Source organism: Corynebacterium sp. USCH3 (genome assembly GCF_037619475.1).
Taxonomy (GTDB): Bacteria; Actinomycetota; Actinomycetes; order Mycobacteriales; family Mycobacteriaceae; genus Corynebacterium.
Genome location: NZ_JAQPZT010000003.1, coordinates 515,880 through 542,852, shown reverse-complemented (window position 1 = coordinate 542,852; position 26,973 = coordinate 515,880). Strand labels below are relative to the sequence as shown.

Genomic DNA, 26,973 nt, shown 5'->3' with positions numbered 1-26,973 from the left:
GTTGATTACAACTAATCTAAGTAATCGACTGATACCCTGTCAACGTGAACAAACCCGCATCCCGACGGATCCCCGCGACCGAACGTCGCGAACTGATGCTCGACGCGGCCAGCGTCGTCTTCGGCGAACGGGGCTATGCCGGCGCGACCACCGACGCCATCGCCGACGCCGCCGGGGTGAGCCAGGCGTACGTCGTGCGCACCTTCGGCTCGAAGGAGAATCTCTTCGCCGAGGCCGCGTCCCGGGCGATCGACCGCATCGCCGCGGTCTTCCGCGAGGCAGGCACCCGCGCCCCCTCCCCCGGTGAGGACATGCAGTCGGTCCTCGGACGCGCATACGTCGAGCTCGTCGCCGACCGCGGCATTCTGCTGACGACGATGCATCTCTTCACCCTGGGCCACCATCCCCGTTTCGGGCCGTTGGCCAGGGAAGGGATGCTGGGAATCTACCGGGGCCTGCGTGACGACGTCGGACTCACGGACGCACAGTGCGAGGCATTCCTCGCCAAGGGGATGTTGATCAATACCGTCCTCGGACTCGGACTGCCCGGAATCGTCGACGACGAACCCGATGCCAGGAACCTGATGACCTGCATCTTCGAGGATGACACCCGCGAGGTCCTCTCACTGACCGCCGACCAGGGACCCCTGGCCTCCATCCGCCGCGACGCCCGTCGGGGCCAGTCTTAGACTTCAGATCCGTTCCAGGAACGTCCAGATCGTCCCGTTGTCGAAGGCAGCCCGTCGCCAGGTGGGCCAGGTGTGCCCGCCGAGGATGTCGTAGCGGAAGTCGATGTTGTCCTTGCCCTGGCGGATGGCCTCGGCCTGCAGCTGTGCGGTCATCACGAACGTCCCGGTCTCGACCGGACCACCGACGAAGAATGCGGCGACCGGGTCCTTGCCCGCCAGTTCTTCGGGGTGAACGATGCCGGTGGAGACATTGACGATCGTCGGCATGGTGAGTTTGTCCAGGTTGCGCATCGGGTTGTTCGCAGCCCGGCTCGCCTCGGACGTCCACGGTGTCCGGTCCCTGCCACTGAGATACCGCGACGTCGCGTCGATGGCGAAGCGACCTCCCGCAGACTGCGGATCGTAGATCCCGCTGAGCGCGTACACCGAGTTATACTGCTCCGGGTATTTCGTGGCCAGATTCAACGTGCCGTAGGCACCGGCACTCAGGCCGACCACACCGGTCGTCCCACGGCCGCCGTCGGGGACACTGAAGGCCGACTCGAGGTAGGCCGGCAGCTCGTGGGCCAGGAAGGTCTCGAACTGCGCGTCAGCCGACTCGTCGCCACCGTCCCAGTTCTGCGACCATGTCCACGGGTCGGTGACCGGAAAGACCAGCGTCATGTCGACGTCGGTGAGCTTGTTGACCGCACCGGCTTTCTCGACCCACCCGTTGACCTCACCGGAGTCGCCACCGTCGAGGAACAGTGCCACCTTGCTGTTGTCGGTCGTCAGCGACGGTCGGACGACCACCGAGAAGTCCCGACCCATCGACGGCGAAGGCACCTGGCATTCCAGAGCGCCGGGCGCGGTCTCCACCCGCACCGTGGCCGCCCCACCAGCCGAGCCGGACGCTGCCGCACCATCCTCCTCCACCGCCCGCGGGACATAGGTTTCACACCCGGCCGGGGCGGACGGGGACGCCTCCGCCGCGGGGACCGCGAGACCCGTGAGGGCAAGTGCGGTGACGATGGCGGCGGAGACGCCGAAGAACAACGGTGAGGGGTGTACGGTACGACCCGTATTCAGTTTGATCATGAAACAGCAGCGTACAGCGCCAGCGTTGAATCAGAGCCCGAACAGGGGAAAAGTCCGCTCACACAGGTCTCCGGACCCCACCGACGGGGATGTTTTGCCCACCGGAGTACCATCACTCCGGTCGCACGCCCCACCACGGCATGTCGCGTCGAGTCCCCGCCGCTGCCAGGCGTGGTGACAGGTCACCGCCCACCCCTTGCGGTGCCCGTCCCCGCCCCGGCACCGGCAGCGAACTTCTCCCCTCCCAAGGAACACCTGTGAGCCCGCACGTCCTGACGATCACCGTCCTGGTGTTGATCTTCCTCATCGGTACATTACGTAATGTCAACCTCGGCATTCTGGGGCTTATCGGGGCATTCATCGTCGGTCTGGCGGTCCCCGGCTTCGGCGACGACGCCGGTGGTGGTGCCGACGGCGTCTTCGACCAGGTCTTCGCGGGGTTCCCCGTCGACCTGATGATCGCCCTCATGGGTCTGACCTACCTGTTCGGCTTCGCCCAGCAGAACGGCACCATCGACATCATCCTCGGCTGGGCGATGAAGGCGGTACGCGGAAACCGTGCGGTGATGCCCTGGATCTTCTTCGCCCTGACCGGGGCGTTCATGTCCATCGGTGCGATCTTCGCCATCGGCGTCATCTCTCCTCTGGCCATTCCCTTCGCCCGCCGATACCGCATCAACCAGCTCATGATGGGGATGATGGTCGTCCACGGAGGCATGGCGGGACTACTCTCCCCGCTGAGTGTGTACGGCATCTACGTCAACGATTTTCTCCGCACCAACGACCTCGGCAACCACCAGTGGACACTGTTCCTCATGGCACTGGGTTTCAACGTGCTGATGGGAATCATCGTCTACGCCTTCCTCGGTGGACGCCACCTCTTCGGCGCCCGCGCACGGGCCGACCAGGCTCTCATCGACGCCGAGGAATCGGACGGACTCCCTACGGAAGCGGGAACCACCACGCGCACCCGGATCAGCTCATACCAGGTCGCCACGATGGTCGGACTCGCCGCACTCGTGATCGGTGCCGGCATCTTCGGCCTGAACATCGGTGTCGTCTCACTGATCATCGGCGGCTGCCTGGCCATCCTGAAACCGACCGCCTCCCACACCGCACTGTCCACTGTCTCGTGGTCAACGATCGTGCTGGTCGGCGGCATGATCACCTACATCGAGGTGCTGGAGGCCGCAGGCACGGTCGACGTGATCTCCGACGCGGTCTCCTCCCTCGGAGCTCCGCTGATCGGTCTGCTCCTGCTGTGTTACCTGTCGGGAATCGTCTCAGCGCTCGCGTCGTCCATCGCGACAATCGGTATCGCCATCACGATGGCCGCACCGTTCCTGGTCAGCGGCGACCTACCTATCGCAGGGACAGCCGCGGCGATCGCCATCGCGGCCACGGTCGTGGACGTCTCACCGTTCTCCACCAACGGCGCAATGGTCCTGGCCAACGTCGACGCCGCGCACCGGGACCGGTTCTTCCGCCAGATGCTCATCTACTCCGGGGTCGTCGTGGTCATCGGCCCGTTGCTGGCGTGGCTGCTGGTGTTCCTGCCGTTCTGAGTCTCCGACACCCGGTGTTACCATGGCCACGTCACGACACCGGCGGGACGGCCCGTCCGGTTACACACTGAGCAGGGACGACCCCGCAGAAACCCCGGGTACACAGCCATGACCAGTGCATCCGATCGCGCAGGGCACCGTAGTTCCCTGCGCGACGCTTTCTCCCCCGCCGTCTTCGTCCGCCTCGCCCTCGGCTGGGGCGCGTTCGTCGCCACCCTGATCGCCCGTCCGTGGCTGCAGAGCACTCTCTCGACACCGGCGCTGGCCACCGTTCTCGTGGGGATCATCGCCGCCATCGTCCTCTGTGCCTTCGGCGTCGTCGCCCAGGCAGAGCAGTTGGCTCACCGACTCGGCGACCCCTACGGCACCCTGATACTCACCCTCTCGATCGTGGTCATCGAGGTCATCCTGATCTCTGCGGTGATGCTCGGTCCGGGTGACCACACCACCATCGCCCGGGACTCCGTCATGGCCGTGTCCATGATCATCCTCACCCTGGTCATCGGAGTGGCGCTGATCGTCGGCGGTCACCGACACGGGGGCATGCTCCCCAACCGCACGGGAACGTCGGCCTATCTCTCCGTGCTGGTGGTCCTGGCGACGATGGCCTTCGTCATGCCCGGCCTGATCGGAACAGACGGCACCTACACCGGGGGCCAGGAGATCCCGATCATCGTCTTCACGGTGGCGCTCTACGTCTTCTTCCTCTACCGACAGATGGGGGCGCAGCGCGGCGATTTCCAGGAGGTCAGCCAAGAGCCCACTCACCCCGCCGACGAGAATGCCGAGAACGCCAAGACGACACCGCGGACCAGCGTCCGTGAGATTCTCGCCGAACACCGTCGGGAGGTCATGGCGCGCTCGCTGATCCTGCTCCTGACCGTCCTCCCCATCGTCCTACTGTCCCACGACATGGCCACCCTGCTGGACGACGGGCTGGCCCGCGCCGGTGCGCCGGTCGCGCTCTCCGGTGTGCTCATCGCGATGGTCGTCTTCCTGCCGGAGACGATCACCACCATCCGGGCGGCCTATCAGGGCGAAATCCAGCGGGTCAGCAACCTCTGCCACGGGGCGCTGGTCTCGACGGTGGGGCTGACGATCCCCGCCGTGCTGACCATCGGCATGCTGACCGGCCAGCGGGTCGAGCTCTTCGAGTCGCCGACCAACCTGGCGCTCCTGGCGGTCACTCTGCTGCTGTCGGTGGCGACGTTCACCGGACGTCGGGTCACCGCGCTGCACGGCGCGGCGCACCTCATGGTGTTCTTCGTGTTCTGTCTGTCCATCTTCGCCTGACCGTCGGCAGGCCACGTCGCACTCGGCTCACGTCGACGGCGGACGCAGCCCCCTGATCACCGCAGTGAGCCCGAAGTCGAACTCGTGGTCCTGCCCGAGAGCGACGACCTCCCTGGTAGCCGCGAAAAACGACGCCGTCGGGTGGTCCGTCTCCGCGGCGTCCCCGACCTCCAGCACGATGTCACCGTCATCCCGCGCCGTCTGCTGCTCCAGTGTTGACCCGATGGTGTAGCGTGTCACCGCAATCAACGCCAGAATCGCGTCGGTGGTGCTGAAGCCGGCATCCTCGAGCACCGACAGCTGCCGCATCGCACGTTCCGGGGCCGGGCTCCTCGACCCCGTGGAGGCGACCAGACGTGCCCCGTCACGGACCGTGAGCATCGCCCGCCGGAAGCTCCGTGCGTAGCGTGCGAGGAAATCCTCCCAGTTCTCACCGTGTCTCGGCGACCGTTGCGTGTGCCACCGGCCCAGCACCGCGGCGGCCACGTCATCCAACAGGGCCGCCTTGTTCGGTACGTGATGGTAGAGCGCAGGTTGGCGGACCCCCAGATGCCCCGCAATGGCGCGAAGTGACAACCTGTCCAGCCCCTGGTCATTCAACACATCGATCGCCGCCTCGACGATCGACCGTTTATCGGTACGGGACGGGTAAGGCATGGAAGCGAGGGTAGCATGGGCTCCGCAACAAGATTATCAATGATAATCTTTACGCTAACACCGACTGAAAGGAACAGACATGGCGAAGAACGACTCCTGGACAGGCACCGTGACCGGAAAGTCCCGGGCCCTGCTGGACGGTGCCAACATGTACCGGCGGGTGACCGTGAGAACAGACACCGGAGCCACCAGAAAGACACGGGTGGACCGGCCCCTGTGGAAGGAGCTCCAGGCCGGCGACCGTCTCGTCAAGGAAAGGGGACACAAACCCCGTCGCCCCTGAGCCTCGACACCGGTACCGACACCGATGCCCTATGATGTCTCCCGGAAGCACCTGACCAACTGAATACCTGACCACCCACAGACACGGGGTGTCCCGGCGCGCAGCCACTGTGCTGCGCCGGGGCTGAGATCACACCCGCTGAACCTGACCTCATTCACATGAGCGGAGGAATGTCCTATGCCGCCCGTACCGGCGGTGGCGGTCGACCATGTCGACGTCGCCTACCCGAACTCCCCTGCCGTCCTGCAGGACGTGCACCTCACCGTCCCACCCGGAGACCATGTCGCCGTCATCGGCCGGTCCGGGTGCGGCAAGTCCACGCTGCTGCACCTCATCGGCGGGTTACTCACTCCGACGCAGGGCAGCGTGCGTGTCCTCGAGGACCTCCGGGACGACGCCCGCCTCAGCCACTGCGCCCTGATGCCCCAGGGCGACAGTCTGCTGCCCTGGTTCAGCGTGCGTGACAACGTCGCCGTCCCGTTACGTAACTCCGGCGTCGGACGCCGCGAAGCCCGGGCGCGTGCCACGGAGACACTGGCGTGGTGCGGCCTCGAGCACCACGCCCGCCGCCGTCCCGACCAGCTCAGCGGCGGCATGCGACAACGGGCGGCGTTGGCCCGGGCGTTGCTCGCCGAGAAACCCGTGCTGCTGGCCGATGAACCGCTCGGGGCGCTGGACGCCATCACCCGGGCGGAGATCCAGGACTGGCTCCACATGGTGCTCAGCGAACCACCCTCAGACGATGCCCGACGGGCAGCCACCACGATGATCATGGTCACCCACGACGTGGACGAGGCGTTGCTGCTCTCCCACCGGGTCATTCTCCTGGCGGACGGCCGGGTACGCGAGACGTGGCCGGGGTGGTTCGGGCGCCGTGGCGCCCGCCGCCGGGAAGACGTCCTCGCCGACCCCGAGTTCGCCGCAGCCCGGTCCGGCCTGCTGCGGGAGCTGGCGGGGGGTGGGCGGTGAGTACCCGTGTCCTCTCCTCCGTCGCGCCTCCCCTGGTCACCGTGGTCCTCGTCGCCCTGCTCTGGGTGGCGGCCACCTCGGGAACCCGGATCGAAGACTACGTCCTTCCCTCTCCGGTGTCGGTCGCCGCCGCGCTACGGGACAACTGGACGGGACGGCTGGCCCCGGCGACGTGGCTTACGCTGACCGAAACGCTGCTGGGCGTCCTGTGCGGAGTGGCGGTCGCCCTGGCCGTCACCGTCGCCGCTGGCTACCTGCCGCTGCTCAGCCGCGCACTGACACCACTGCTGGTGGCGTCGCAGGCGGTACCCACCATCGTGCTCGGCCCGATCCTGACGATCGCGCTGGGGTACGGGATGTTGCCCAAGGTGATTGTGGTCGCCCTGGTCTGTTTCTTCCCCGTGGCGATGAACCTGCTGTCAGGCATCGCCGGCGTCGACCGGCGCCTGGTCGAGACCATGCGCAGCCTGCACGGCAACCGCCGTGCGGTGTTCTGGCGGCTGCGGTTCCCGTCCGCCCTGCCCGCCGGCTTCGCCGGGCTCCGGGTCGCGGTGACCTACGCCCCTGTTGCCGCGGTGTTCTCCGAGTACACCGGGTCCACCGACGGTGTGGGGTACCTGCTGCTCCAGGCCATCCCCCGCCTGCAGACGGACTACGTCTTCGCTCTCGTGGTGGTGCTGACCGTCATGTCCGCCACCCTGTTGCTGCTGGCCACCGTGCTGGAGCGACTCTGCTGCCCCTGGGCGGCGCACTCCCCCTCCCCCTCACCGTCTCCGAAAGGTTCCCGATGAAAACCCTGGTCAGATCCGCCGCCCTCCTTGTCACTGTGGCCACCACGCTGTCGCTGACGGCCTGTGGCGGTGCAGAGGACGACGACACCGTCCACACCCGCGTTCTTCTGGACTGGAATCCGAACCCCGACCACCTGGCGCTCTACACCGCCGAGCACACCGGCGCCTACGACGACCGTGGTCTGGACGTGGAGTTCCTGCTGCCGGGAAACACCGCCGACGCCGCCAAGGACGTCTCCCTCGGACGGGCGGACCTCGCCGTCAGCTACGAGACCGACACGATCCTGGCCCGTGCCGAGGGACTGGACGTGATCAATGTCGGGGCGCTGATCCCCACGCCGCTGAACTCCCTGATCACCAAGGCCAGTTCCGGGATCACCGCCCCTGCCGACCTCGCCGGAAAGTCCGTCGCCACGTCGGGACTGCCCTCACAGCAGACCACCCTCAACTACATCGCGCGGAAAGCCGGCATCGACCCCGGGTCAATCACCATGCCCAACGTCCAGCAGAACCTCAACCAGGCACTGCTCAGCGACCAGGTGGACGCCATCTTCGGCGCCTACCCCAATATCGAGGGCGTCGAGCTCGCCCGGCGCACCGACGTCACCACGCTCACCGCCGCAGAGATGGGGGTGCCGTCGTCCGCGGAACTGGTGATCATCGCCAACCCCACCCGCCTCGCCGACGACGAGGCCTACGCCGACCGCGTCCGCAGTTTCCTCGCCGCGACCGCCGAGGGCCACGATGCCGCCCTGCAGGACGCCGATCTCGCCGTCGACGCACTCACCCCGGAAACCACGGGCGCCTACGACCCTGACCTCCTGGCGAAGATGGTCGACGCCACCCTGGACATCCTGAGGAAGGGCAACAGCGACGGCGACACGACCTTCGGCGTGCAGAACCCGCAGGCGTGGTCGGAGTACGCCGACTGGATGCGTGACAACGACCTGCTGGACGCCTCGACCGGCACCAACGCCCTGGTCAACGGCGCCGACGCCACCACCAACGACTACCTCCCGGAGTAGACCCTCCCCTGAGTAGCCTCATCCGCCCGGTCCTTGACCTCCTGCATCCTGGTCTGCAGTTCACGGAGGCCGGACTCGAGGTTGTCCTCGTCGACGCTGAACGGTTCACCGACCACCACGTGCACCGTCACCCGCCGGCCCCCCAGTCGGGGCCGTTCCCCCTTGGTCCACAGTTTCTGTGTCCCGGCGCACCCCACCGGCACAATCACCGCACCGGACTGCGCCGCCATGCGGACCGCACCGGACTTCACCTCGCCGATCTCCCTGTCGTGCCGGATCGTCCCCTGCGGGAAAACAGCGACCACCTCACCGTCTTTCAGCGCGTCGGACGCCGCGGAGAACGACTCCCTGCCCTTCCCCGGCGCCCGGTCCACGGCGATACCACCCAGTTCCACGAAGAGCCTCGTGATCCACCGGGTCGCGAACGCCTCCTTCTTCAGCATGTACCGGGGTTTACGGTCGCCACGGAGCTGGAGTGGTCCGCTGACGGGAATGACGTCGTAGTAGGCACGGTGGTTCGGCGCGATGATCACCCCACCGCGGAGCGGGATGTTGTCTGATCCGACAATCTCGAGCCGGATGTTCTGCACCCAGAAAATCCACAGGATCAGGTTCTTCGCCAGGTCGTAGAAGGACCGTCGACGTTGTCTCGGGGCGGGCCGCGTGCCGTCGGGGGTGGTGATGATGGCGCGTGCCGCCCAAGACATTTCATTCGACATGGGAAGTACCCTAGCCGTCGCTACGGACACCGGTGCCGGGAACCCAGAAGTTCCTCAGATATTCGTGACCGCTCCCACCGACGCGGACTGCACCAGCTTGGCGAACTTGCCGAGGACCCCGTGCAGACGCGGGTTCGGCGGCGGCTGCCACCCCTCCGCCCGCTGCGCCAGGGTCTCCTCGTCGACGAGGAGATCAATGGAGCGCGACGGGATGTCCACCCGGATCGGGTCTCCGTCCTCGATGAAGGCGATCGGCCCACCGTCGACGGCCTCTGGAGCGACATGGCCGATCACCAGGCCCGTCGACCCTCCGGAGAACCGTCCGTCCGTGATCAGCAGGACGTCCTTGCCGATGCCGGCGCCCTTGATGGCCCCGGTGATCGCCAGCATCTCCCGCATGCCCGGGCCACCCTTGGGCCCCTCGTAACGGATCACGACCACGTCGCCCTTCGTCAACTCACCGTTGAGCACCGCATCCATCGCCGGCTGTTCCTGGTTGAACACCCGGGCGGTGCCCTCGAACACCTCGGCGTCGAAGCCGGCGGTCTTCACCACCGCCCCTTCGGGCGCCAACGACCCGGTGAGGATGCTCAGCCCGCCGGTGGCGTGCAACGGTTCATCCATGCTGCGCAGGATCTTGCCGTCCGGGTCCGGCGGGTTGATCTCCGCCAGGTTCTCCGCGACGGTCTTGCCGGTCACCGTCATGCAGCTGCCGTCGATGAGCCCGGCGTCCAACAGTGCCCGCATGACCACGGGGATGCCCCCGACCTTGAAGACGTCGTTCATCACGTACCGGCCGAACGGCTTGAGGTCGCCGAAGTGCGGGACGCGGTCGCCGACATCGTTGAAGTCCTGCAGTTTCAGGTCCACGCCCGCCTCGTGGGCGATGGCCATGAGGTGCAGCACCGCGTTGGTCGAACCGCCGAGCGCCATCACCACGGCGACGGCGTTGAGTAGCGACTCCCGGGTGATGATGTCGCGGGTCGTGATGCCCTCACGCAGCAGGCCGACGACGGCCTCGCCGGAGCGGCGGGCGTACTCGGTCCGGTTGCGGTGGATCGCCGGCGGCGCGGCGGACCCCGGCAGGCTCATGCCCATGGCCTCGGCGGCCGAGGCCATGGTGTTGGCGGTATACATGCCACCGCACGCGCCCTCACCGGGGCAGACGGCGCGTTCGATGATTCCGACGTCCTCCTCCGACATCTTCCCGGCGCGGCACGCGCCGACCGCCTCGAAGGCGTCGATGAGCGTGACCTCCTTCTCCGTCCCGTCGGACAGGCGTGCCTGCCCCGGCATCGTCGACCCGTTGTAGAGGAACACCGACGACAGGTTCAGCCGTGCGGCGGCCATGAGCATGCCCGGGATGGACTTGTCGCAGCCGGCCATGACCACCGACCCGTCGAGTCGTTCCGCGGACATGACCGTCTCCACCGAATCCGTGATGACCTCGCGGGACACCAACGAGTAGTGCATGCCCTCGTGCCCCATCGAGATGCCGTCGGACACGGAGATCGTGCCGAACTCGAGTGGGTACCCGCCGGCGGCATGCACACCCTCCTTGGCGAAGCCCGCGAGCTTCTTCAGGGTGAGGTTGCAGGGGGTGATCTCGTTCCAGGAACTGGCGACGCCGATCTGTGGTTTGTCCCAGTCGTCGTCGCCCATGCCGACCGCGCGGAGCATGCCGCGGGCGGCGGTCTTCTCCAGTCCGTCCGTGACGTCACGGGACCGGGGTTTGATGTCTACTGCGTCTGTGTCTACTGCGTCTGTGGTGTGATCCATATCCCAACTCTAGTGGACACGTCTCTCCCCGCCAGCGCCACCGCTGACGGTGACGGCGAGCCGACCGTCCTGCACCTCCACGGCAAGATCCGTCAGTGCGTCGAGGACGAGGTCCGCGGCCTGGTTGCGGCCGAGCGCCTCAAGTTCGTCCCGCGGGTGGGAGGTCGCCACCGCGAGGACGCGGCCACCGGCGGCGCGTCCGGCACCTAACCCTGCCGGGGCGTCCTCGATGACCAGGCAGTCTGCCGGATCCACACCGAGTGCCTCGGCTGCCATCCGGTATCCCTGCGGGTCCGGCTTCCCGTCGGTGACGTCCTCGGCGGCAATCAGGTTCCCCGGGACGGGGAGGCCCGCCGCGCCGAGCCGCGCTCGCATCAGCGCCTGCGAACCCGACGTCACCGCCGCCCACATGTCGGCGGGCAGGGACGTGAGCAGTTCTGCCGCACCCGGCAGCGCGACGACACCGTCGACGTCGCCGGCTTCCTTCTCCTCGAGCCTCCCGGCCTCGGCGGCCACCTGGTCCGCCGGGAGGAAGTCGGCGATGGTGTCGGCGGACCGTCGGCCGTGACACACGGCGAGGACCTCGTCGGCGTCAATGTCATGCTCGGCTGCCCAGGCACGCCAGGCCCGGTTCACGGCCGGGGTGGAATCCACCAGGGTGCCGTCGATGTCGAAGAGGATGGCGGCGACGGTGAATCTGGAATCGGTGTTCATCAATGCTCCCGTGGGTGGCGTCAGCGTGGGTTCCGGCGGTGTGGCACGAGTCTACGGTCATACGGTCGGACACGGTGGCTCACACATAGCCCCGGTACCTGCTCGGCGAGACGCCGTGGTGCCGGGAGAAAACGTGGCCGAAGGAGCTGGTGGTGGAGTAGCCCAGATGCTGGGCGACCCTGGTCACCGGAACTCCGGCAAAGAGAAGTTGGCGGGCGATTCCCATCCTCATCGAGGTCCGCCACTGGCGGAATGCCCCGGCTCCGTCCGCATCGAGAGCTCCGGACAGCTCTGCCCGGGAGCACCCGAGATGCTCCGCCCACTGCGCCACGGTGCGTTCCGAGGACGGGTCCCGGCGAAACGTCTCCAGCAGTCGTGTCATCAGTCTGGAGTCCTGTACGTCCCCGTCACTCCCACTGGCCAGGTAGGCGTAGAAGAGTCCGTCCACCAGTGCCGTCTGCGTGGCGAAGAGCGGATCGTACTCCTGGGCCGATGCTCCGAGGAGGGCGCGTGGGTCAAGGCCCCCTGAGTCCAGTCGGACCGGCCCGCCACTGTGCTGTACCCGCCCTACCCGCGCCCCGACCGGCAGGACCAGGCTGCCACTCCCCATGTGCACGACATTCGGGATCCCGGCGGGAAGCCAGGCCAGGTCGCCCTCCTCCAGTTCCAGGCTCCCGCCACCGGCGGCCACCTGCGCGGAACCCCGGTGGACCCAGATCAGGACGTGCATCCTGTTGGTCCGTGGCCAGGTGGATCTCTGACTGCCGGCGCCCGTCGCCGGCAACTCGGCGCGTCCCGGGCTCCCCGACGACCGCACCTGCGCGGCGGTCATCCCCGCCGTCTGCCGGAAGAGCCGCGACAGAGCAGACGCCGACGACAACCCGACGCGGTGAGCTGCAGTCTCCAGCGTGATCTCACCGTCCTTACTGTCCTTACCGTCCTTCAACAACGCCTCCGCGGCCGCGACCCGTGCCCGTGCCCTCCACTGACCGACGGACAGAGACGTCTCGCTCCGGAACTGCCGGTTCAGGGTCGCCGGCGACATGTGGACCGCATCCGCCAGGGCTGCCACCGTCCCGGGGGACTCCGGGCGATCCAGGATGAGTTTCGCCGCGGCCCGCGCACCCGCCGAGGTCGGTAACGGCGGTCGGCCGAGTCCCGCCGTCGGGGCTACCGACGGACCACTCTCACGCAGATAGCCGAGACTCGCTGCAAACTGCTCGACGAGACTGCCGCACCACTGTCCCCCGACCGGGCCGGTGGACACCGTGCCGCTCACCGAAAACGGCAGGACGTCAGCGTCGCTGCACCGGAAGCCGACGACCACCGCGTCCGGCGCGCGATCAACCCGCACTCTGGCCCCCTGGTCAATCCAGATTCCCTGGCCCCCGCCCACGCGGAGAACACCATCTGCGCCACCTGCTCCAGTTCGCACAACGACCTGCGCGGAACCGGAGACGGTCCAGTAGAAGACCGGAGATTTCAGTTCAACAATATGCCTCATATGGTCAGTACGGCCCATGGGACTGACCGTACACTTGCCCACCGTGAGGAAAGTAAGCCTTAGCTACAGGAGGAGCACGGTGAGAACACAGGCATGGACACACCGCTGCGTCCCGGTCATCGTCGCGTGCGTGTGTGCGACGGGGCTGGCGTCGTGCGCGACAGAGACGGGCGGATCCGCAAGCACCTACAGCACAGCAGCGCAGTCCGCGGAGACCTCGGTGTCCGTCGAGCACGCCTTCGGCAACACCGAGGTTCCGGTTCGCCCTGAACGGGCCATCAGTTTCAGCCAGGCGTGGACGGATGCCTTCGCCTCCCTCGGGCACCCCGTGGCGACGGAGGTCGTCAGTACGCTCTTCGACTCTGGCGTGCCCTGGTCCACGGACGCTGCCGGAGAAACCATCGGGAATCCCGGTGGCGGTGCCGACGCCATCTCGTCCTTCGGGGTGGAGGAGATCGCCGCGAAGAACCCGGACGTCATCTTCGCCGGCTACGTCCCCGACCAGGAGACCTTCGACGCACTCTCCGCTATCGCACCGACGGTGGCCACGGTCGGGACCGGGAAAGTCGATGACTGGCGTGAGGTCACCACGGCCGCAGGCGACATCCTCGAGGACGCGGACGGTGCCGAGGAGGTCATTGCCGGCGTCGATGACCTGATGCACCAGGTCGGCGAAGACCACCCCGCAGTGGACGGTGCGACCTTCGCCTACGCCGCGTACGCCGAGGGCAGTTTCAGCGTGATCTCCTCGCCGGAGGACGCGGCGAACCGGTTCTTCACCGACCTGGGCATGACCTTGGCCGCCGAGGACATCCCCGGCACCGCAACCAACCGCGGGATCTCGGTGTCCGCCGAGAACATCAGTCTGCTCGACATGGACCTGCTGGCGTTGTGGGTGCGGGCCGACAGTCCCGACGGCATCGCCGGCTGGTCGGCACTGCCGTCGGTGGAACACCGTACCGCTGCCGAACTGGACTCGCCGGCCGCCACCGCCCTGGGTGCCCCGACAGCGCTGAGCATCCCCTGGCTGCTCGACCAGCTCACCCCCTACTTCGCCAACCTCTGACACCGCACTCCGGGAGGAGCACCTCATGACCGACCCCGCAGACCGAACCACACAGGACGCCAGGAACGTCACGTCCGTCCTCAACAGCACAGAGCACAGGAAGGGTCTCAGTGAACTGGTACTGAGCGTCACCTCGGTGAGCCACCGCCACCCGTGGCTGGCCCGCGTCACCGGCCATGTCGCCGGTCTCGCGGACACGACCGCCTGGGAGCACCCCAATCTCGCGGTGCGACTGGCGATCCCCGACCCCGGCGACGAGATCGGAGCACTCACCGGCCAACCCGACGTGTGCCGGAGGGTGTACACCGTCGCGGAGTTCGACCGGCGGTCGTCCACGGTGGCGATCGACATCGTGGTGCACGGCTCCGACTCCCCGATGATGTGCTGGTTGCGCGACCTTGTCCCCGGCGACCGTGTCCCCTTCGCCGGTCCCCGGCCCCATCCCGCCCCGTCCGCGGGTGCCGACGGCCGACGCATCCATCTTCTCGCCGATGGTTCGGCGTACCCGGCCGCCAGTGCGATCGCGAGGGCGGTGCCGGTCGACACCGTCACGCTGGCACTTCCCGACGCCGGCCCCGTCGATCGCTACGCCGGTGATTTTCCCGGCGCAACGCTCCACACGGCCGACGGTTCCTCGCCCACAGCCCTCGCTGACGTGATCGGCTCCCTGCCCTCGGACGGGTCAACCGTGTTCTGGGCCGCCGGTGAGCGCGAGGACATCCGGAGCGTGCGTCGCCATTGCCTGCGTACGCTGGGTTTGCGGAAGGAACAGGTCCAGGTCTTCGGCTACTGGCGACGTGGCAGGACCGGCACCCAGGCGGATCTGGCACGCTTGCGCGCTGCGGCCAGCTACCAGGCAGAGGGGCGGTCCTTCAGCGAAGCCGATGACTTCGACATCGAGATCTGAGGTCAGTTCTTCTCCACCCGCTGCTTGAGCACCTCCAGCGTCCGGCGCATACCGGCTTCAAGCTCGTCGGCGTGGCCGCCTGCTCCACCCAGCAGGAAGCGGGCGAAAAGATTGCTGACGGTGGTCAGCGACTCCGGAACCGGCCGGCGGAGAGTGAGTTCGGTCCCGCCGTCAGTGTCCTTGAGCTCGTACACCCATCTCGCCCCGCTGGTCACGGTGTCCCAGGACAGTTCCCGGTCCGGAGACACGGTACGAATACGACTCCGCGTCGGCCACACCACCACTTTCCGCCGGTTGATCCCGATGTAGTTCTGTCCCTCCCGAAGCCCACCGGGCGGGACCGGCACCATGGTGACGAGTTCGGGGCTGGCCGCCGCAAGGTTCCGGAAATCAGTGATCACCGACCAGACGTCCTGCGCCGGGGCATCGATGGTGACCGACGAGCTGAGTTCGCGCGCACTGTCGTTGTTTCCCATGGAATTTCTCCTGGTTGTGGTCTCTGCGGGCCGTGCCTGACCGCCCCAGTATCACAGTTCGTCGTGGAAACTTCCCGGGAACCGGAGGATCATGGGTGACATGACCACCTACGGCTGGAACGAACTGCTCCTCGACCAGATCGACTGGCACTGGACGCACCAGCTCCGGGCACGGCTCGAGGGACTCACCGACGAGGAGTACTTCTGGGAGCCTGTCCCGGACTGCTGGAACGTACGTCCACGAGGTACCGGCACCGCCCCGGTCCAGGCAGGTGCCGGTGAGATGACCATCGACTTCGCATTCCCCGCGCCGACCCCACCTCCGGTGACCACGATCGCCTGGCGGCTCGGACATGTCATTGTCGGTGTCCTCGGTATGCGCAACGCCTCCCACTTCGGCGCTCCGCCCGTCGACTACGACTCCTTCACCTACGCAGCCACGGCACAGGACGCTCTGGCCCAGCTCGATGAGCAGTACGCCGCCTGGAAGGACGGGGTGGCGTCGCTTGGCGAGGAGGGGCTCTCGCGCCCCTGCGGGGAGTCGGAGGGCCCTTTCGCCGAGGACCCCCTGGCGCGCCTCGTCCTGCACATCCACCGTGAAATGATCCACCACCTGTCCGAGGTAAGCCTGCTCCGCGACCTGTACAGGTAAATTACGTTCACGACAGGTGCGCTGTTAGCCTGAGTATGCCCGGCGGGCAGCCACTTTCACCATGCTGACATGCAGTGTTCCGTCGGTGTCTGATCCACTTCGACCGACTGACAGGACTGACTATCCATGGAACTTCTGCGCGACATCGTCATCGTGCTTCACCTCGTCGGCTTCGCCCTTCTCTTCGGCTCCTGGGCCGTCGAAGCCCTCGCCCGGCGGATCCGCATCACCTCCACCATGCACATCGGGCTCACCGTGGCTCTCGTCTCCGGACTCGCCCTCGCCGCACCGTGGGGCCTCGACGGAGACCTGAACTACATGAAGATCGGCATCAAACTCGTCGTCCTCATCGCCATCGGTGCCGTCCTCGGCATCGGGGCCGCCCGACAGAAGCGGGAGGGCACCGTCCCTCCGGCACTCTTCTGGTCGGCAGGTCTGCTGACGCTGGTCAACGCGACCATCGCCGTGCTGGTCTAGGAAATTGACTCCGTAGACAGGGGGCGGGGGTGCCGATCACGTACCACGACTGCGGTACGTGAAGATCCCATGTCTGCGGGATTCGCACCCTGGCCGGTCCCGAAACAATGGTCACATGACCAATCGACCGAACAACGTCAGCCACCAGCTGCGTGCGCCGGGAAAACTCCATGCCTTCAACCGCTACGAGTTGAAGTACCTGGTACCTGCTGAGCAGATCCCGGCCATCCGCGCTGAACTGAGCGAACGCATGGAACGTGACCCCCACGCCGGCCCTGACGGCTACGGTGTGTGGAGCGTCTACTACGACACCGACAAGCTGCGCTTCTACTACGAGAAGATCGAGGGACTGAAGTTCCGCCGTAAGCTGCGGATCCGCCGCTACGGCGAGACCGGCGGGGCCGATGAACCGGTCTCGGCCGACTCGATGGTCTCGGTGGAGATCAAGCAGCGGGTCAACCGGGTCACCCAGAAGCGCCGGGTCATGCTCCCCTACCACCTGGCGCTGGACCTGTGTGACCGCCGGAAGCGCGTCGAGTACCCGGGCGCCGACCAGAGTTTCATCGACGAGGTCCTCGACCTGGTGATCCGCCTTGACCTGCGTCCGACGGCCATGACCGGCTACCGCCGTGAACCGTACGTCGGAACGGACGCCGACCTCGGCCTGCGGGTCACCCTCGACCACCGCGTCCGCGGACGTGACCGTGACTTCGACCTGCGCTCCGAGGCCGAGAGCCGCTACATCATCCGACCCGACCTGGCCGTGATGGAGGTCAAGGTCAACGAACGTGCCCCGTACTGGGTGACGGACATGGCCGCCCGGCACGACATGCAGGTCCAACGGATCTCGAAGTACTGCCAGAGTGTCGAGGCCCACGGCCTGGCACCCCGGTCACTGTTCCACGCACCGGAGGACGAGCACGTCGACCCCTCCGCCCTCGTCCGCTCCAACTGAGAAAGAACCTCTTCCATGGATCTCGATTTCGGTCTCACCGACCTCTCCGGCACCTTCAGCGTCGCTGACGTGCTCCTGTCCCTCACCCTCTCGTTCGTCTGCAGTCTCGTCGTCGCCTGGGTCTACCGCAACACCCACAAGAACATCAGCTACAGCCAGGGCTACGTGCAGACCCTGATCATCCTCGGCATGCTGATCTCCCTGATCATGCTGGTGGTGGGCTCGAACGTGGCCCGGGCCTTCGCCCTCGTGGGCGCCCTGTCCGTCGTCCGGTTCCGGAACGCCATCAAGGAGACCCGCGACGTGGGCTTCATCTTCCTGGTGATGGGCATCGGCATGGCCTGCGGCACACGCTTCTACACACTGGCGATCCTGGCCACCGTCGTGATCTGTGCGGTCATCCTGGTCATGCACCGGTTCAACTGGTTCGCCCTGGACGTCCAGCGCCAGGTGGTCAAGCTGCAGGTCCCGGCCGACGGCGAGGACTACGCTCCCATGATCGACGACATCCTCATCCGCAACACCACCGAGTACGAGCTGATCAGCACCGAGAGTGTGCGCGGGGGCTCGCTGGTGGAGTACAGCTACACCGCCAGACTCAAGAAGAACGTCAAGGCATCCGACCTCATCACCGAGCTACGGGTCGTCAACGCCGGCCAGAAGGCCACCGTCCTGACCGGGTACGACCAGACGGACATGTGACATGACCCAGCCCACCAACACACAACGGACGCCGCTGCGTCACCGCCTGCCGGTGCGGCTGCGCCATCACTGGAAACTGCTCGTCGCAGCGGTGGCGGTGTGCGTGGCCATCGCCCTCGTGTTCGGGGCCAGCATGGTGCGTCCCTACATCACCTCCAGCCTGGTCTCGGAGACAGTGATCACCAACAACATTGAGGGCGAGTCCGACCTCCTCGACGACGGCGACCACACCATTGAGATCACCGTCAACCAGGCCGAGTACGACGACATGATCTCGACCTTCCAGAAGGAGGGTGAGAAAGACTTCATCAACGCCGACATCACCATCGACGGCACCCTGATCGAGGACGTGGGGCTCCGACTCAAGGGCAACTCCACGCTGTCGTCGTTGAGCGGCAACGGCATGGGGGCCGGTGGCGGCCGGGAGGGCGAGGACGGCCAGATGCCCGAGATGCCGGAGGTGCCGGAGGGCATGGCGATGCCTGACGGCCAGGAAGGCGGCGGCATGGGCGGCATGATGACCCAGCTCTCCGAGGACTCTCCCGAGGAGCTTCCCTGGCTGATCAGCTTCGACGAGTACGCGGAAGGACGGGCGTACCAGGGCATGACCGAGATCGCCCTGCGGCCCGCCGCCAGCGGTTCGGACGTGGCGCTCAACGAGGCGCTCGCACTCGAGATGACTGCGGAAAGCGAACAGACCACCCAGGACTACAGTTTCTCCACGGTGACGGTCAACGGAGGCGAGAGCGCCTCGCGCCTGGTCGTCGACACACCGGATGCCGCATGGGCCGATGAACTCGGCGACGGCGTGCTGTACAAGGCCCGGGCCGGCGGGTCCCTCGACTATCTCGGGGACGACCCGACGGATTACGAGGACTCCTTCAACCAGATCAACAGTGACGGTGGGTACGACCTCCAACCGGTGATGAGCCTGGCGAAGTTCCTCAACCGGTCCTCCGACGAGGAGTTCTCCGAGGACCTGGACGACTACGTCGACACCGAGTCCTTCGCGCAGTACCTCGCCATGCAGGAGATCCTGGCGAACAACGATGCGATGGACGGCCCGGGAAACAACTACTACCTCTGGTACGACACCACGGAAAAGAAGTTCACGATCCTGTCGTGGGATCTGAACATGGCCTTGTCCGGAATGATGGGCGGCGTGGGTGCCGAGGGCATGCCCCAGATGCCGCAGGACGGCGACATGCCGGAGCTTCCCGACGGTGCCCAGATGCCTGAGATGCCCCAGGGTGGCCCGGCACCGGGTGGCGACACCGGCGGTGGGGACCAGGAGATGCCGCAGATGCCCGACCGCGGGGACGGGGAGGACGGTGGACCCGGCGGTGGAAGTGACAGCAGTATCCTCAAGGAGCGGTTCCTCGACAACAACGAGTTCTACGCCATGTACGAGAGCGCCTACGCGGAGCTCTACGACCAGCTGATCGCCAGCGGATACGCCGCCGACACCCTCGACGACCTCACCACCCGTGCGGAGGACGCCGGAGACACCGGCGCAACAGCACTCGCGGAGTCGATCCGGTCCACCCTGGAGTCGCTCCCCGACACGGCTCCCGAACCCAGCTCCGGGATGGGCATGGGCGCACCCCCGGACGTCGAGACCACTGAGGCCTGACCTGGGCGTGCCGACGAGGTCAGCGCGTCACGTCGATGACGAGCTTTCCGTTGGCCTCCCCCGACTTCGAGACCTCCAGCGCCTCGGCGGCGTCCGCCAGGGGGAATGTCCGGTCGATGTGCACCGAGACCGCCCCTTCGGAGACCTTCTCCAGCAGGTAATGCAGGCGTCCGCCGTCCGGACGGACCCACACCCAGCGCCCGCCGTGCTCCTCGACCTCGCTGTCCGCGATCGAGACCAGGCGGTCTCCGCGCTCCTCCCCCAGCAGGGCGAGGCTCTGGTCCAGCACACCGCCGACGAAATCGACGACGGCGGTGATCCCGCCCGGCGCGATCTCACGTACCCGGTCTTCGAGTCCGTCGCCGTAGGCGACCGGCGTCACGCCCATCTCACGGAGCCGTTCATGGTTCTTCGGCGATGCCGTACCGATCACCGTGGTTCCGTAGTCGACGGCGAGTTGTGCGGCGATATGCCCGACCCCGCCGGACGCTCCGTGGATCAGTAGTGTGTCGTCGGGCGACAACTGCACCGTCTCGAGGGCGCGGAGTGCGGTGCCTCCCACCAGTGGAATGCTGGCGGCGGTGTCGATGTCCACGTCTGCAGGGATGACCGACGCCGATTCTGCAGGGACGGCGACATACTCCGCATAGGTTCCACCGTGGACGATTTCCTTGCGGGCATAGGCGGCAACCCGGTCTCCCACCGAGAATTCGGGGGTATCAGGCCCCGTCGCTTCGACGGTGCCGGCGACGTCCCACCCCGGGATGACGGGGAAGACGGCCTCCAGCATCGAATCGAGGCCGCCGGACATCACTTTCCAGTCGACGGGGTTCACGGCGGCGCGTTCGACCCGGATTAGGATGCTGCCGGGGCCTACTTTGGGCACCGGCACATCAGTGAGCTGCAGAATGTCAGGATTTCCGTATTCCGGGTAAGTCATGGCACGCATGTGTCAGCCAACAGGTCGGAACACCGTCGTATTCCATACCCCCTGGGGCACTACCCCCGTACCGGGCGCTGAACTGGGCATACCATGGTTGTTCCCCTACCCCGACCTCCACGCGGGCAGCGCCGCGCATCTCCTCGGTGAGCGCTGTATGAGCGTCGCGAGTACCTGAGCGACATTCCCCCCCCTCGTACCAGAGTCCCTTCGCCCCGTCCGCGAGGACAGGGGCGAAGGGACTCTGAAAGATATGTCAGTAGTGGGCGGGCGGATCACTGCCCGGGAAGGACTCTTCCTCCCACTGGTCCACACGACGCTCGGCAGATTCAGCACTTTCCTTGCCGGAACCGGGGCGCTCCGACTCGTCGTCCGCGACCTTCTTCAGGTCGGGGTCCACATCGTCACGGTCGTCGCGCTTCTTGTCGTCACTCATCGTGGCCTCCACTTCCCTTGTCTCTGGTCCACGTGTCGGATACCTTGCGCAGACCAGGATACGCGTCTCAGCGGAGTTCTTCCGCCAACGCGACGATGATCCCCTCGGGCCCCCGGAGGTAGCACAGCCGGTACGCGTCCTCGTACCGGACGATGTCACCGACGAGCTCGGAACCGTGCCCGACGAGTCGGCGGACGGTATCGTCCACGTCATCGACGGCGAACATGACCTGGCGCAGTCCCGGCGCCTCCACCGGCTCCGGTGCCTGCGCCGCAGGCCCGGGTTCCGGGCTCAGGTACCTGGTGAGCTCGATGCGTCCGTGACCGTCCGGAGTGTGCAGCATCGCGATGTCCGCGGTCACCCCGTCGATACCGCAGATCAGGTCCACCCACTCACCGTGGACCTGTGTTCTCCCGTCGACCTCCATCCCGAGTTCCCCGAAGAAGTCGACTGCCGCATCAAGATCCCGGACGACGACGGTGACATGGTCCATGCGCTGAAGTGCCATGGTGCCGAGCTTAGACCTGTGGACTCTCCCCGTAGACCCCCGTGGCTGTACGCAACGCCCCGTGGGCGAGGGGCTCCGCCATCTCCTCGTCTACTTCCCGCTGTACACCGGAAACGCGCTGCTCGCACCGTAGTCCTTCTCGCCGTAGGCGATCGGTGAATAAGCCTCGACCACCACGCCCCTGGCCTGGATGCGCAGTAGTCGATCAGGTCGCTCCCGAGGAAGTTGGAGACCCCGATGGACCGCAGTGTGCCTGCCCGGTAGGCCTCTTCCAGGGCGCGCCACGCTTCACGGTTGCCGTCGGCGTAGTCGCCGCCCCGGAAGTCGTCCCACGGTTGTGGGGCGTGGATCAGCATCAGGTCGAGGTAGTCCAGTCCCATGGTCTCCAGGGAACGGCCGATCGCGGCGACGGCACCGCCGTAGTCCTTGATCTCGGCGGCGAGCTTGGTGGGGACGAACAGGTCCCCACGTGTCACACCACTGGTACGGCCCCCTTCACCGACCCCGCGCTCATTGCCGTAGGCCTGGGCGGGTTCGATGTTGCGGTAACCGGCCTTCACCGCATCCCGGACGGTCTGGGGCTGCCTTGTCGTCGTCGATGAACTAGGTTCCCAGTCCCAGCGCCGGGATCGCCACGTCATTGGACAGGGTGTGGGTCTGGCTGTACGTCATCGGTTCTCCTTCGTCAGTGCGTTGTAGTGCTCGTCAGTGACCGGCTCCAACTACTCGTTGCCGGTGTCCTCACCCGGCACCTCAATCGCGAGGTGGGTGAACCAGGAGTCCGCAGTCGCCCCGTGCCGGTGCTTCACCCCTGCGGGGATGCTCACCACGGTTCCGGGGTGTCATGTGGCCTGCGCCTCCCCCTCTGCCTGGTACCAGCCGCTGCCGTCGGTGCACAGCAGGATCTGACCACCGCCGGACGATGCGTGGTGGATGTGCCAGTTGTTCCGGCTCCTGTTCACCGATCCCCGGATGCGTTCGTTGTACACGGACGGGGAGACGGTGGCCCGCACCGCCGCCTCCCAGTTACGCATGGAGGCGGCGAAGTACCCCGACGATTCCCGGCGGGCGAACCTGGTCGCTGAGCTCTCCGTGGGCGCCCCGGAACAGCACTTGGTGATCTGGACCGCCGCGGAGGGCTCCGTGACGCACCGGGCCCTGCAGCAGCTGCGCAGTCAGCTCTGATCGCCCACCGTGGGATGCGGGAGATACACCTGCGCGCCCGTGGCGAGGAATTCCTTGCTCTTGCGCTGCATCCCGACAATCGCCGCCTGAGCTTCGGCAGTGCCGTAGGTGTCCCGGATATCCTGCGAGATGCGCATGGAACAGAATTTCGGTCCACACATCGAGCAGAAGTGAGCCGTCTTCGCCGGTTCGGCGGGCAACGTCTCGTCATGGAAGTCCTGTGCGGTCACCGGGTCCAGTCCGAGGGCGAACTGGTCCCGCCACCGGAACTCGAACCGGGCCGTGGACAGGGCATCGTCGCGTGCGGTGGCACCCGGATGCCCTTTGGCCACGTCGGCGGCGTGTGCGGCGATCTTGTAGGTGATGACACCGGTCTTCACGTCGTCCCGGTTCGGCAGACCGAGATGCTCTTTGGGAGTCACGTAGCAGAGCATGGCGGTGCCGTAGCGGGCGATCTCGGTCGCCCCGATGGCCGAGGTGATGTGGTCGTACCCCGGCGCAATGTCGGTGACCAGCGGCCCGAGGGTGTAGAACGGCGCCCCATCGCACAACTCCTGCTGACGTTCGACGTTCTCGCGAACCTTGTGCAATGGGACGTGCCCGGGACCTTCCACCATGACCTGGACATCGTGCTCCCAGGCCCTGCGTGTCAGTTCGGCGAGGGTGTCGAGTTCGGCGAACTGTGCGGCGTCGTTCGCGTCCGCGATCGACCCCGGGCGCAGACCGTCGCCGAGGGAGAAGGCGACGTCATAGGCCGCAAAGATCTCGCAGAGCTCATCAAAGTGCGTGTAGAGGAAGTTCTCCTCGTGGTGTGCCAGGCACCAACCAGCCATAATCGATCCGCCGCGTGACACCATCCCGGTGACACGCTCGGCGGTCAGCGGGATGTAGCGCAGCAGGACGCCGGCGTGCACGGTCATGTAGTCCACGCCCTGCTCGCACTGTTCGATCACCGTGTCACGGTAGATGTCCCAGGTCAGTGCCTCTGCGTTGCCGTCGACCTTCTCCAGTGCCTGGTAGATCGGGACCGTGCCGATGGGGATCGGCGAGTTCCGGATGATCCACTCCCGGGTGGTGTGGATGTCGTTGCCCGTGGACAGGTCCATCACGGTGTCGGCACCCCAGGTCGCGGCCCACTCCAGCTTCGACACTTCCTCGCTGATTGAGCTGGTCACCGCTGAGTTGCCGATATTGGCGTTGACCTTCACCAGGAACGCCCGACCGATGATCATCGGTTCCGCTTCCGGGTGGTTGATGTTGAGCGGGATGATCGCGCGACCGGCGGCGACTTCGCTGCGCACCAGTTCCACGTCGCAGTTCTCCCGCAGGGCGACGAACCGCATTTCCGGGGTGACGACACCCCGACGTGCGTAGTGCATCTGCGTCACCGTGCGGCCCGGTGCCGCACAACGGGGTTCGGGACGTCGTCCCTGCCACTGCTGGGACGGTGCGCCGCGGCGCACGGCGGCCCGGCCGTCGTCAAGCAACTGTCGTTCACGGATTCGCTGGACCCGGGTGTCGCCGCGTGCCCGGATCCATTCATCACGCCAGGGGTCCAGGCCCTCTTCCGGAACGCTGCCCGGCCCGGCGGTCCGGTACACCTGCAGCGGCGGGTTGGGACTGCCGTCCGGGGAGGCCTCCTGGTGGATCTCGGTGACCGGGACCCGGATACCATGGTCTTCGATCCATCCGCGACGGTGCGCGGGGTGCTGCTGGACAGGGGTGGACGGGGCAGACGGAGTAGACACAGCTACGCTCCTCACTTCCTACGCCGGTATCAACCGGATCAGGTTCGACGGTCCCGGACGATCACAGTCCGGTCTCAGCCCCTCGTGGGGCACCCGTGTGGACGCCTCATGCCTACCACGGCGGCACAGCACCTGCAATCGGTCAACGCTCAGCGTTGCTCAGAGCATGGCTACGACACCATTGATGACCAGCGTCACCGCACCGGCGAATGCCAGCAGCGTGGCGAGCTTCCTCGTCCCGTCGCTGGAGAGCCGGTCGTAGAGTCTGTCGCCGAACCAGGCTCCGACGAAGATCGCGGCGACGGCGAGGATCCACAACCAGGCGGGCAGGCCGCCGACGTCGACGCCACCGAAGATGACGATCTTGAGCACGAAGGACAGCAAGTTGGCGACGACGATCACCGGGTGCAGTGTGGCGACGAAGTCGCGGTAGTCCCAGCCGGTCAGGCGCGCGTACACGGTGAACGCAGGCGCCGCGATGCCGGCGACGGTGCTCATGAACCCGCCCGCAGCTCCGGCCAGCACCATGGGGACGACGGCTCGTTCCGACACCCGCGCCGTGTCCGGCTGGAACAACGTGACCGCCAGTGCGGCGAGGACCAGGACACCGACGGTGACCAGCAGCCAGGGGCCGTCGATGAGCAGGACGACGAACGCTGCCGGCAGCGAGCCGAGGAACAGTCCCCCGGCAAGACAGCTGAAACGTCGCCAGTCGGTCTTCGCCCGCACCGCCCAGGCGTTGTTCACCGCGTTGATCGTGGACAGTCCGTTGACCACGGTCACTCCCGCCGCCGGGCCCAGCGCCACGGAGAGCACCGGGCCGGCGACCAGACCGACGCCCATCCCGGTGATGCGTTGGAGCACCGCTCCGACAAGAACGGCGAGTATCAGCACGATCGCGACGGTGGACACAACCCCCGAGCATAAACACCGTGGGCACGCCGGTACGTCGGCAGGCCTGCCGTCCGTGGTCGCCCGTCCCCGAGAACGTTTCCCCCTGTGCGATATGCTCAGGGTGTACTAAGTGTTCTCCTGCCCGTTCCCCGTTGCGACCGAAAGAAGAACGAATGCTCTACGATGTCCCGAAGCCGACCGAAGCCCTGCTGATCACCGGTGGCATGATCGCGCGTAAACCCGACAACCCCTACCGTGTCGTCATCGGTGGCGGTGCCTGGTCCGTCCCGGTGCTGCACCGTGTCCAGCGCTTCCACATCGGCGCGAACACCGTGAACATCGCGGTGCGTGCCCAGTCGAAGCAGAACGTCGACGTGGACGTCGAGGCCTCCGTGGTGTTCTCCGTGACCGCGGACAAGAACAGCGTGGTCGAGGCTGCGAACAGGTTCCTGGGTGTCGATCAGGGCCAGATCGTCTCCACCGCCCAGGACATCTTCTCCGGCGAGACCCGCGCGATGATCGGGCAGCTCACCGTGGAGGAGATGATCTCCGACCGCACGGCGCTGGCCAGCCAGGTGCTCTCCAACGCCGAGCCGCGCATGCTGCGCTTCGGCTGGCAGATCGACAGCTTCCAGATCAACTCGATCAGCGACCCGAACGGCTACATCCAGGCCCTCTCCGCCCCGGAGCTGGCCCGCGTCCAGCGTGAGCGTGCCGTCGCCGAGGCCCAGCGGGACGCCGAGATCGCCGAGGAGCAGCAGAAGTCCGAGCGTCGCAAGTCCGACTTCCAGCGGGAGACGGACACGAAGGTCGCGGAGAACACCAAGGAGATCGCCGCCGCCAAGGCCGAGGCCAACGCCGCGGGTCCGCGTGCTGAGGCCGAGGCCCAGGAGCAGGTCATCGCCGCACAGGCCGCCCTGGCGCGTCGCCGTGCCGAGACCGACCGTGAGGTCGCCGAGGAGCAGGCCCGTCTAGCCGAGTCGCAGGCCGCGCTGCGTGAGCAGGAGCTAGTCTCTGAGGTCATCAAACCGGCGGAGGCGGAGGCCGAGCGCACCCGGATCAACGCCGAGGCGAAGGCTGCGGCCTTGCGGACCGAGGCCGCGGCAGTGGCGTCCAACAACGGCGTGATCCTGGACAAGCAGGTCGTCGACCAGCTTCCGGAGATCTTCTCCGCCATGGCGGAGGGCCTCACCGGCGCGAACCTCACCATGGTCGGTGAAGGGCAGGACCTGACCAAGCTGCTCGGCCAGTTCGCCGCAGTGATCCCGAACCTACGGGAGACCGCTGCCGGGTCCCGGGGTGGCGAGGTCGCGACCACCGAGTAGGTGC

General features: G+C 66.6%; 29 protein-coding genes, 1 pseudogene and 1 riboswitch. Of the genes and pseudogenes, 16 read left to right on the top strand and 14 right to left on the bottom strand.

The window, feature by feature from the left end:
• The first annotated feature begins 44 nt into the window (after positions 1–44).
• Positions 45–689, top strand: coding sequence for a TetR/AcrR family transcriptional regulator (locus PQI66_RS08715; RefSeq protein WP_339997522.1), 645 nt, complete (start codon positions 45–47; stop codon positions 687–689).
• A gap of 3 nt (positions 690–692) precedes the next feature.
• Here the strand turns inward: PQI66_RS08715 and PQI66_RS08710 are convergent, their stop codons facing one another.
• Entirely contained in the window at positions 693–1,766 is a 1,074-nt protein-coding gene (locus PQI66_RS08710; protein ID WP_339997520.1) for an alpha/beta hydrolase, read from the bottom strand.
• Between the two features lie 257 nt (positions 1,767–2,023).
• Between PQI66_RS08710 and PQI66_RS08705 the strand changes: the two genes are divergently transcribed.
• Positions 2,024–3,331: an SLC13 family permease gene (locus PQI66_RS08705; protein ID WP_339997518.1), complete on the top strand. Its 1,308-nt coding sequence runs from the start codon at positions 2,024–2,026 to the stop codon at positions 3,329–3,331.
• Between the two features lie 108 nt (positions 3,332–3,439).
• The gene (locus PQI66_RS08700; RefSeq protein WP_339997517.1) at positions 3,440–4,624 is read left to right on the top strand and encodes a calcium:proton antiporter; all 1,185 of its coding nucleotides are present in this window, start codon (positions 3,440–3,442) and stop codon (positions 4,622–4,624) included.
• Between the two features lie 27 nt (positions 4,625–4,651).
• On the opposite strand, the gene PQI66_RS08695 is transcribed toward PQI66_RS08700, so the two are convergent.
• Positions 4,652–5,281: a TetR/AcrR family transcriptional regulator C-terminal domain-containing protein gene (locus PQI66_RS08695; protein WP_339997516.1), complete on the bottom strand. Its 630-nt coding sequence runs from the start codon at positions 5,279–5,281 to the stop codon at positions 4,652–4,654.
• A 79-nt stretch (positions 5,282–5,360) separates the two neighbouring features.
• Between PQI66_RS08695 and PQI66_RS08690 the strand changes: the two genes are divergently transcribed.
• The 4 genes from PQI66_RS08690 to PQI66_RS08675 all read left to right on the top strand — a co-directional run bounded on the left by PQI66_RS08690 (position 5,361) and on the right by PQI66_RS08675 (position 8,349).
• The gene (locus PQI66_RS08690; RefSeq protein ID WP_339997514.1) at positions 5,361–5,564 is read left to right on the top strand and encodes a DUF7489 domain-containing protein; all 204 of its coding nucleotides are present in this window, start codon (positions 5,361–5,363) and stop codon (positions 5,562–5,564) included.
• Positions 5,565–5,741: 177 nt separating this feature from the next.
• Complete coding sequence (locus PQI66_RS08685) at positions 5,742–6,533, top strand: ABC transporter ATP-binding protein (RefSeq protein WP_339997512.1); 792 nt, start codon at positions 5,742–5,744, stop codon at positions 6,531–6,533.
• A complete protein-coding gene (locus PQI66_RS08680) occupies positions 6,530–7,324 on the top strand; it encodes an ABC transporter permease (protein WP_339997511.1) in 795 nt (264 codons plus the stop codon). The genes PQI66_RS08685 and PQI66_RS08680 overlap by 4 nt, the downstream gene beginning before the upstream one ends.
• A complete protein-coding gene (locus PQI66_RS08675) occupies positions 7,321–8,349 on the top strand; it encodes an ABC transporter substrate-binding protein (protein ID WP_339997510.1) in 1,029 nt (342 codons plus the stop codon). Before PQI66_RS08680 ends, PQI66_RS08675 begins: the two co-directional genes overlap by 4 nt.
• Here PQI66_RS08675 and PQI66_RS08670 read toward each other — a convergent pair.
• The 4 genes from PQI66_RS08670 to PQI66_RS08655 all read right to left on the bottom strand — a co-directional run bounded on the left by PQI66_RS08670 (position 8,334) and on the right by PQI66_RS08655 (position 12,915).
• Positions 8,334–9,068, bottom strand: coding sequence for a lysophospholipid acyltransferase family protein (locus PQI66_RS08670; RefSeq protein ID WP_339997509.1), 735 nt, complete (start codon positions 9,066–9,068; stop codon positions 8,334–8,336). The genes PQI66_RS08675 and PQI66_RS08670 overlap by 16 nt on opposite strands.
• Before the next feature lie 54 nt (positions 9,069–9,122).
• Positions 9,123–10,847: a dihydroxy-acid dehydratase gene (gene ilvD, locus PQI66_RS08665; RefSeq protein ID WP_339997507.1), complete on the bottom strand. Its 1,725-nt coding sequence runs from the start codon at positions 10,845–10,847 to the stop codon at positions 9,123–9,125.
• Positions 10,848–10,856: 9 nt separating this feature from the next.
• A complete protein-coding gene (locus tag PQI66_RS08660) occupies positions 10,857–11,561 on the bottom strand; it encodes an HAD-IA family hydrolase (protein WP_339997506.1) in 705 nt (234 codons plus the stop codon).
• 79 nt (positions 11,562–11,640) lie between these two features.
• Positions 11,641–12,915 (bottom strand): AraC family transcriptional regulator, encoded by a 1,275-nt coding sequence (locus tag PQI66_RS08655; protein ID WP_339997505.1) that lies wholly within the window; start codon positions 12,913–12,915, stop codon positions 11,641–11,643.
• 229 nt (positions 12,916–13,144) lie between these two features.
• Here PQI66_RS08655 and PQI66_RS08650 point away from each other — a divergent pair, with 229 nt between their 5' ends.
• On the top strand, positions 13,145–14,131 hold the full coding sequence (locus tag PQI66_RS08650) for an ABC transporter substrate-binding protein (protein WP_339997504.1): 987 nt from the start codon (positions 13,145–13,147) through the stop codon (positions 14,129–14,131).
• A 25-nt stretch (positions 14,132–14,156) separates the two neighbouring features.
• Positions 14,157–15,038 (top strand): siderophore-interacting protein, encoded by an 882-nt coding sequence (locus PQI66_RS08645; protein ID WP_339997502.1) that lies wholly within the window; start codon positions 14,157–14,159, stop codon positions 15,036–15,038.
• Positions 15,039–15,040: 2 nt separating this feature from the next.
• Here the strand turns inward: PQI66_RS08645 and PQI66_RS08640 are convergent, their stop codons facing one another.
• Positions 15,041–15,514: an SRPBCC family protein gene (locus tag PQI66_RS08640; protein ID WP_339997500.1), complete on the bottom strand. Its 474-nt coding sequence runs from the start codon at positions 15,512–15,514 to the stop codon at positions 15,041–15,043.
• A 100-nt stretch (positions 15,515–15,614) separates the two neighbouring features.
• Between PQI66_RS08640 and PQI66_RS08635 the strand changes: the two genes are divergently transcribed.
• From PQI66_RS08635 to PQI66_RS08615, 5 genes are all read left to right on the top strand, one after another.
• Positions 15,615–16,166, top strand: coding sequence for a DinB family protein (locus tag PQI66_RS08635; protein ID WP_339997694.1), 552 nt, complete (start codon positions 15,615–15,617; stop codon positions 16,164–16,166).
• Between the two features lie 126 nt (positions 16,167–16,292).
• Entirely contained in the window at positions 16,293–16,643 is a 351-nt protein-coding gene (locus PQI66_RS08630; protein WP_339997498.1) for a Fe-S protein, read from the top strand.
• Positions 16,644–16,758: 115 nt separating this feature from the next.
• Complete coding sequence (locus PQI66_RS08625) at positions 16,759–17,598, top strand: polyphosphate polymerase domain-containing protein (RefSeq protein ID WP_339997496.1); 840 nt, start codon at positions 16,759–16,761, stop codon at positions 17,596–17,598.
• 15 nt (positions 17,599–17,613) lie between these two features.
• A complete protein-coding gene (locus PQI66_RS08620; protein ID WP_339997494.1) occupies positions 17,614–18,300 on the top strand; it encodes a DUF4956 domain-containing protein in 687 nt (228 codons plus the stop codon).
• 1 nt (position 18,301) lies between these two features.
• Entirely contained in the window at positions 18,302–19,933 is a 1,632-nt protein-coding gene (locus tag PQI66_RS08615) for a CotH kinase family protein (protein ID WP_339997492.1), read from the top strand.
• Between the two features lie 19 nt (positions 19,934–19,952).
• Here the strand turns inward: PQI66_RS08615 and PQI66_RS08610 are convergent, their stop codons facing one another.
• The 5 genes and pseudogenes from PQI66_RS08610 to PQI66_RS08590 all read right to left on the bottom strand — a co-directional run bounded on the left by PQI66_RS08610 (position 19,953) and on the right by PQI66_RS08590 (position 22,830).
• Positions 19,953–20,873 carry an NADP-dependent oxidoreductase gene (locus tag PQI66_RS08610; RefSeq protein ID WP_339997489.1) on the bottom strand — a complete coding sequence of 307 codons (921 nt, stop codon included), beginning with the start codon at positions 20,871–20,873 and terminating at the stop codon, positions 19,953–19,955.
• Between the two features lie 256 nt (positions 20,874–21,129).
• Complete coding sequence (locus PQI66_RS08605) at positions 21,130–21,309, bottom strand: hypothetical protein (RefSeq protein WP_339997487.1); 180 nt, start codon at positions 21,307–21,309, stop codon at positions 21,130–21,132.
• 67 nt (positions 21,310–21,376) lie between these two features.
• Positions 21,377–21,817, bottom strand: coding sequence for a VOC family protein (locus PQI66_RS08600; protein ID WP_339997485.1), 441 nt, complete (start codon positions 21,815–21,817; stop codon positions 21,377–21,379).
• A gap of 221 nt (positions 21,818–22,038) precedes the next feature.
• Positions 22,039–22,417, bottom strand: a pseudogene (locus PQI66_RS08595) (aldo/keto reductase); the annotation flags it as partial.
• 242 nt (positions 22,418–22,659) lie between these two features.
• Positions 22,660–22,830 carry a hypothetical protein gene (locus tag PQI66_RS08590; protein ID WP_339997484.1) on the bottom strand — a complete coding sequence of 57 codons (171 nt, stop codon included), beginning with the start codon at positions 22,828–22,830 and terminating at the stop codon, positions 22,660–22,662.
• On the opposite strand from PQI66_RS08590, the gene PQI66_RS08585 reads away from it, so the two are divergent.
• Entirely contained in the window at positions 22,820–23,002 is a 183-nt protein-coding gene (locus tag PQI66_RS08585) for a hypothetical protein (protein ID WP_339997482.1), read from the top strand. The two genes, PQI66_RS08590 and PQI66_RS08585, sit on opposite strands and share 11 nt — an antisense overlap.
• Here the strand turns inward: PQI66_RS08585 and thiC are convergent.
• A complete protein-coding gene (thiC, locus tag PQI66_RS08580; protein WP_339997480.1) occupies positions 22,993–24,750 on the bottom strand; it encodes a phosphomethylpyrimidine synthase ThiC in 1,758 nt (585 codons plus the stop codon). The two genes, PQI66_RS08585 and thiC, sit on opposite strands and share 10 nt — an antisense overlap.
• Positions 24,749–24,857: riboswitch (TPP riboswitch) on the bottom strand. (Overlaps the previous gene by 2 nt.)
• Before the next feature lie 52 nt (positions 24,858–24,909).
• Positions 24,910–25,662: a sulfite exporter TauE/SafE family protein gene (locus PQI66_RS08575; protein WP_339997478.1), complete on the bottom strand. Its 753-nt coding sequence runs from the start codon at positions 25,660–25,662 to the stop codon at positions 24,910–24,912.
• A 155-nt stretch (positions 25,663–25,817) separates the two neighbouring features.
• Between PQI66_RS08575 and PQI66_RS08570 the strand changes: the two genes are divergently transcribed.
• Positions 25,818–26,969 carry an SPFH domain-containing protein gene (locus PQI66_RS08570; RefSeq protein ID WP_339997476.1) on the top strand — a complete coding sequence of 384 codons (1,152 nt, stop codon included), beginning with the start codon at positions 25,818–25,820 and terminating at the stop codon, positions 26,967–26,969.
• Positions 26,970–26,973: the final 4 nt, after the last annotated feature.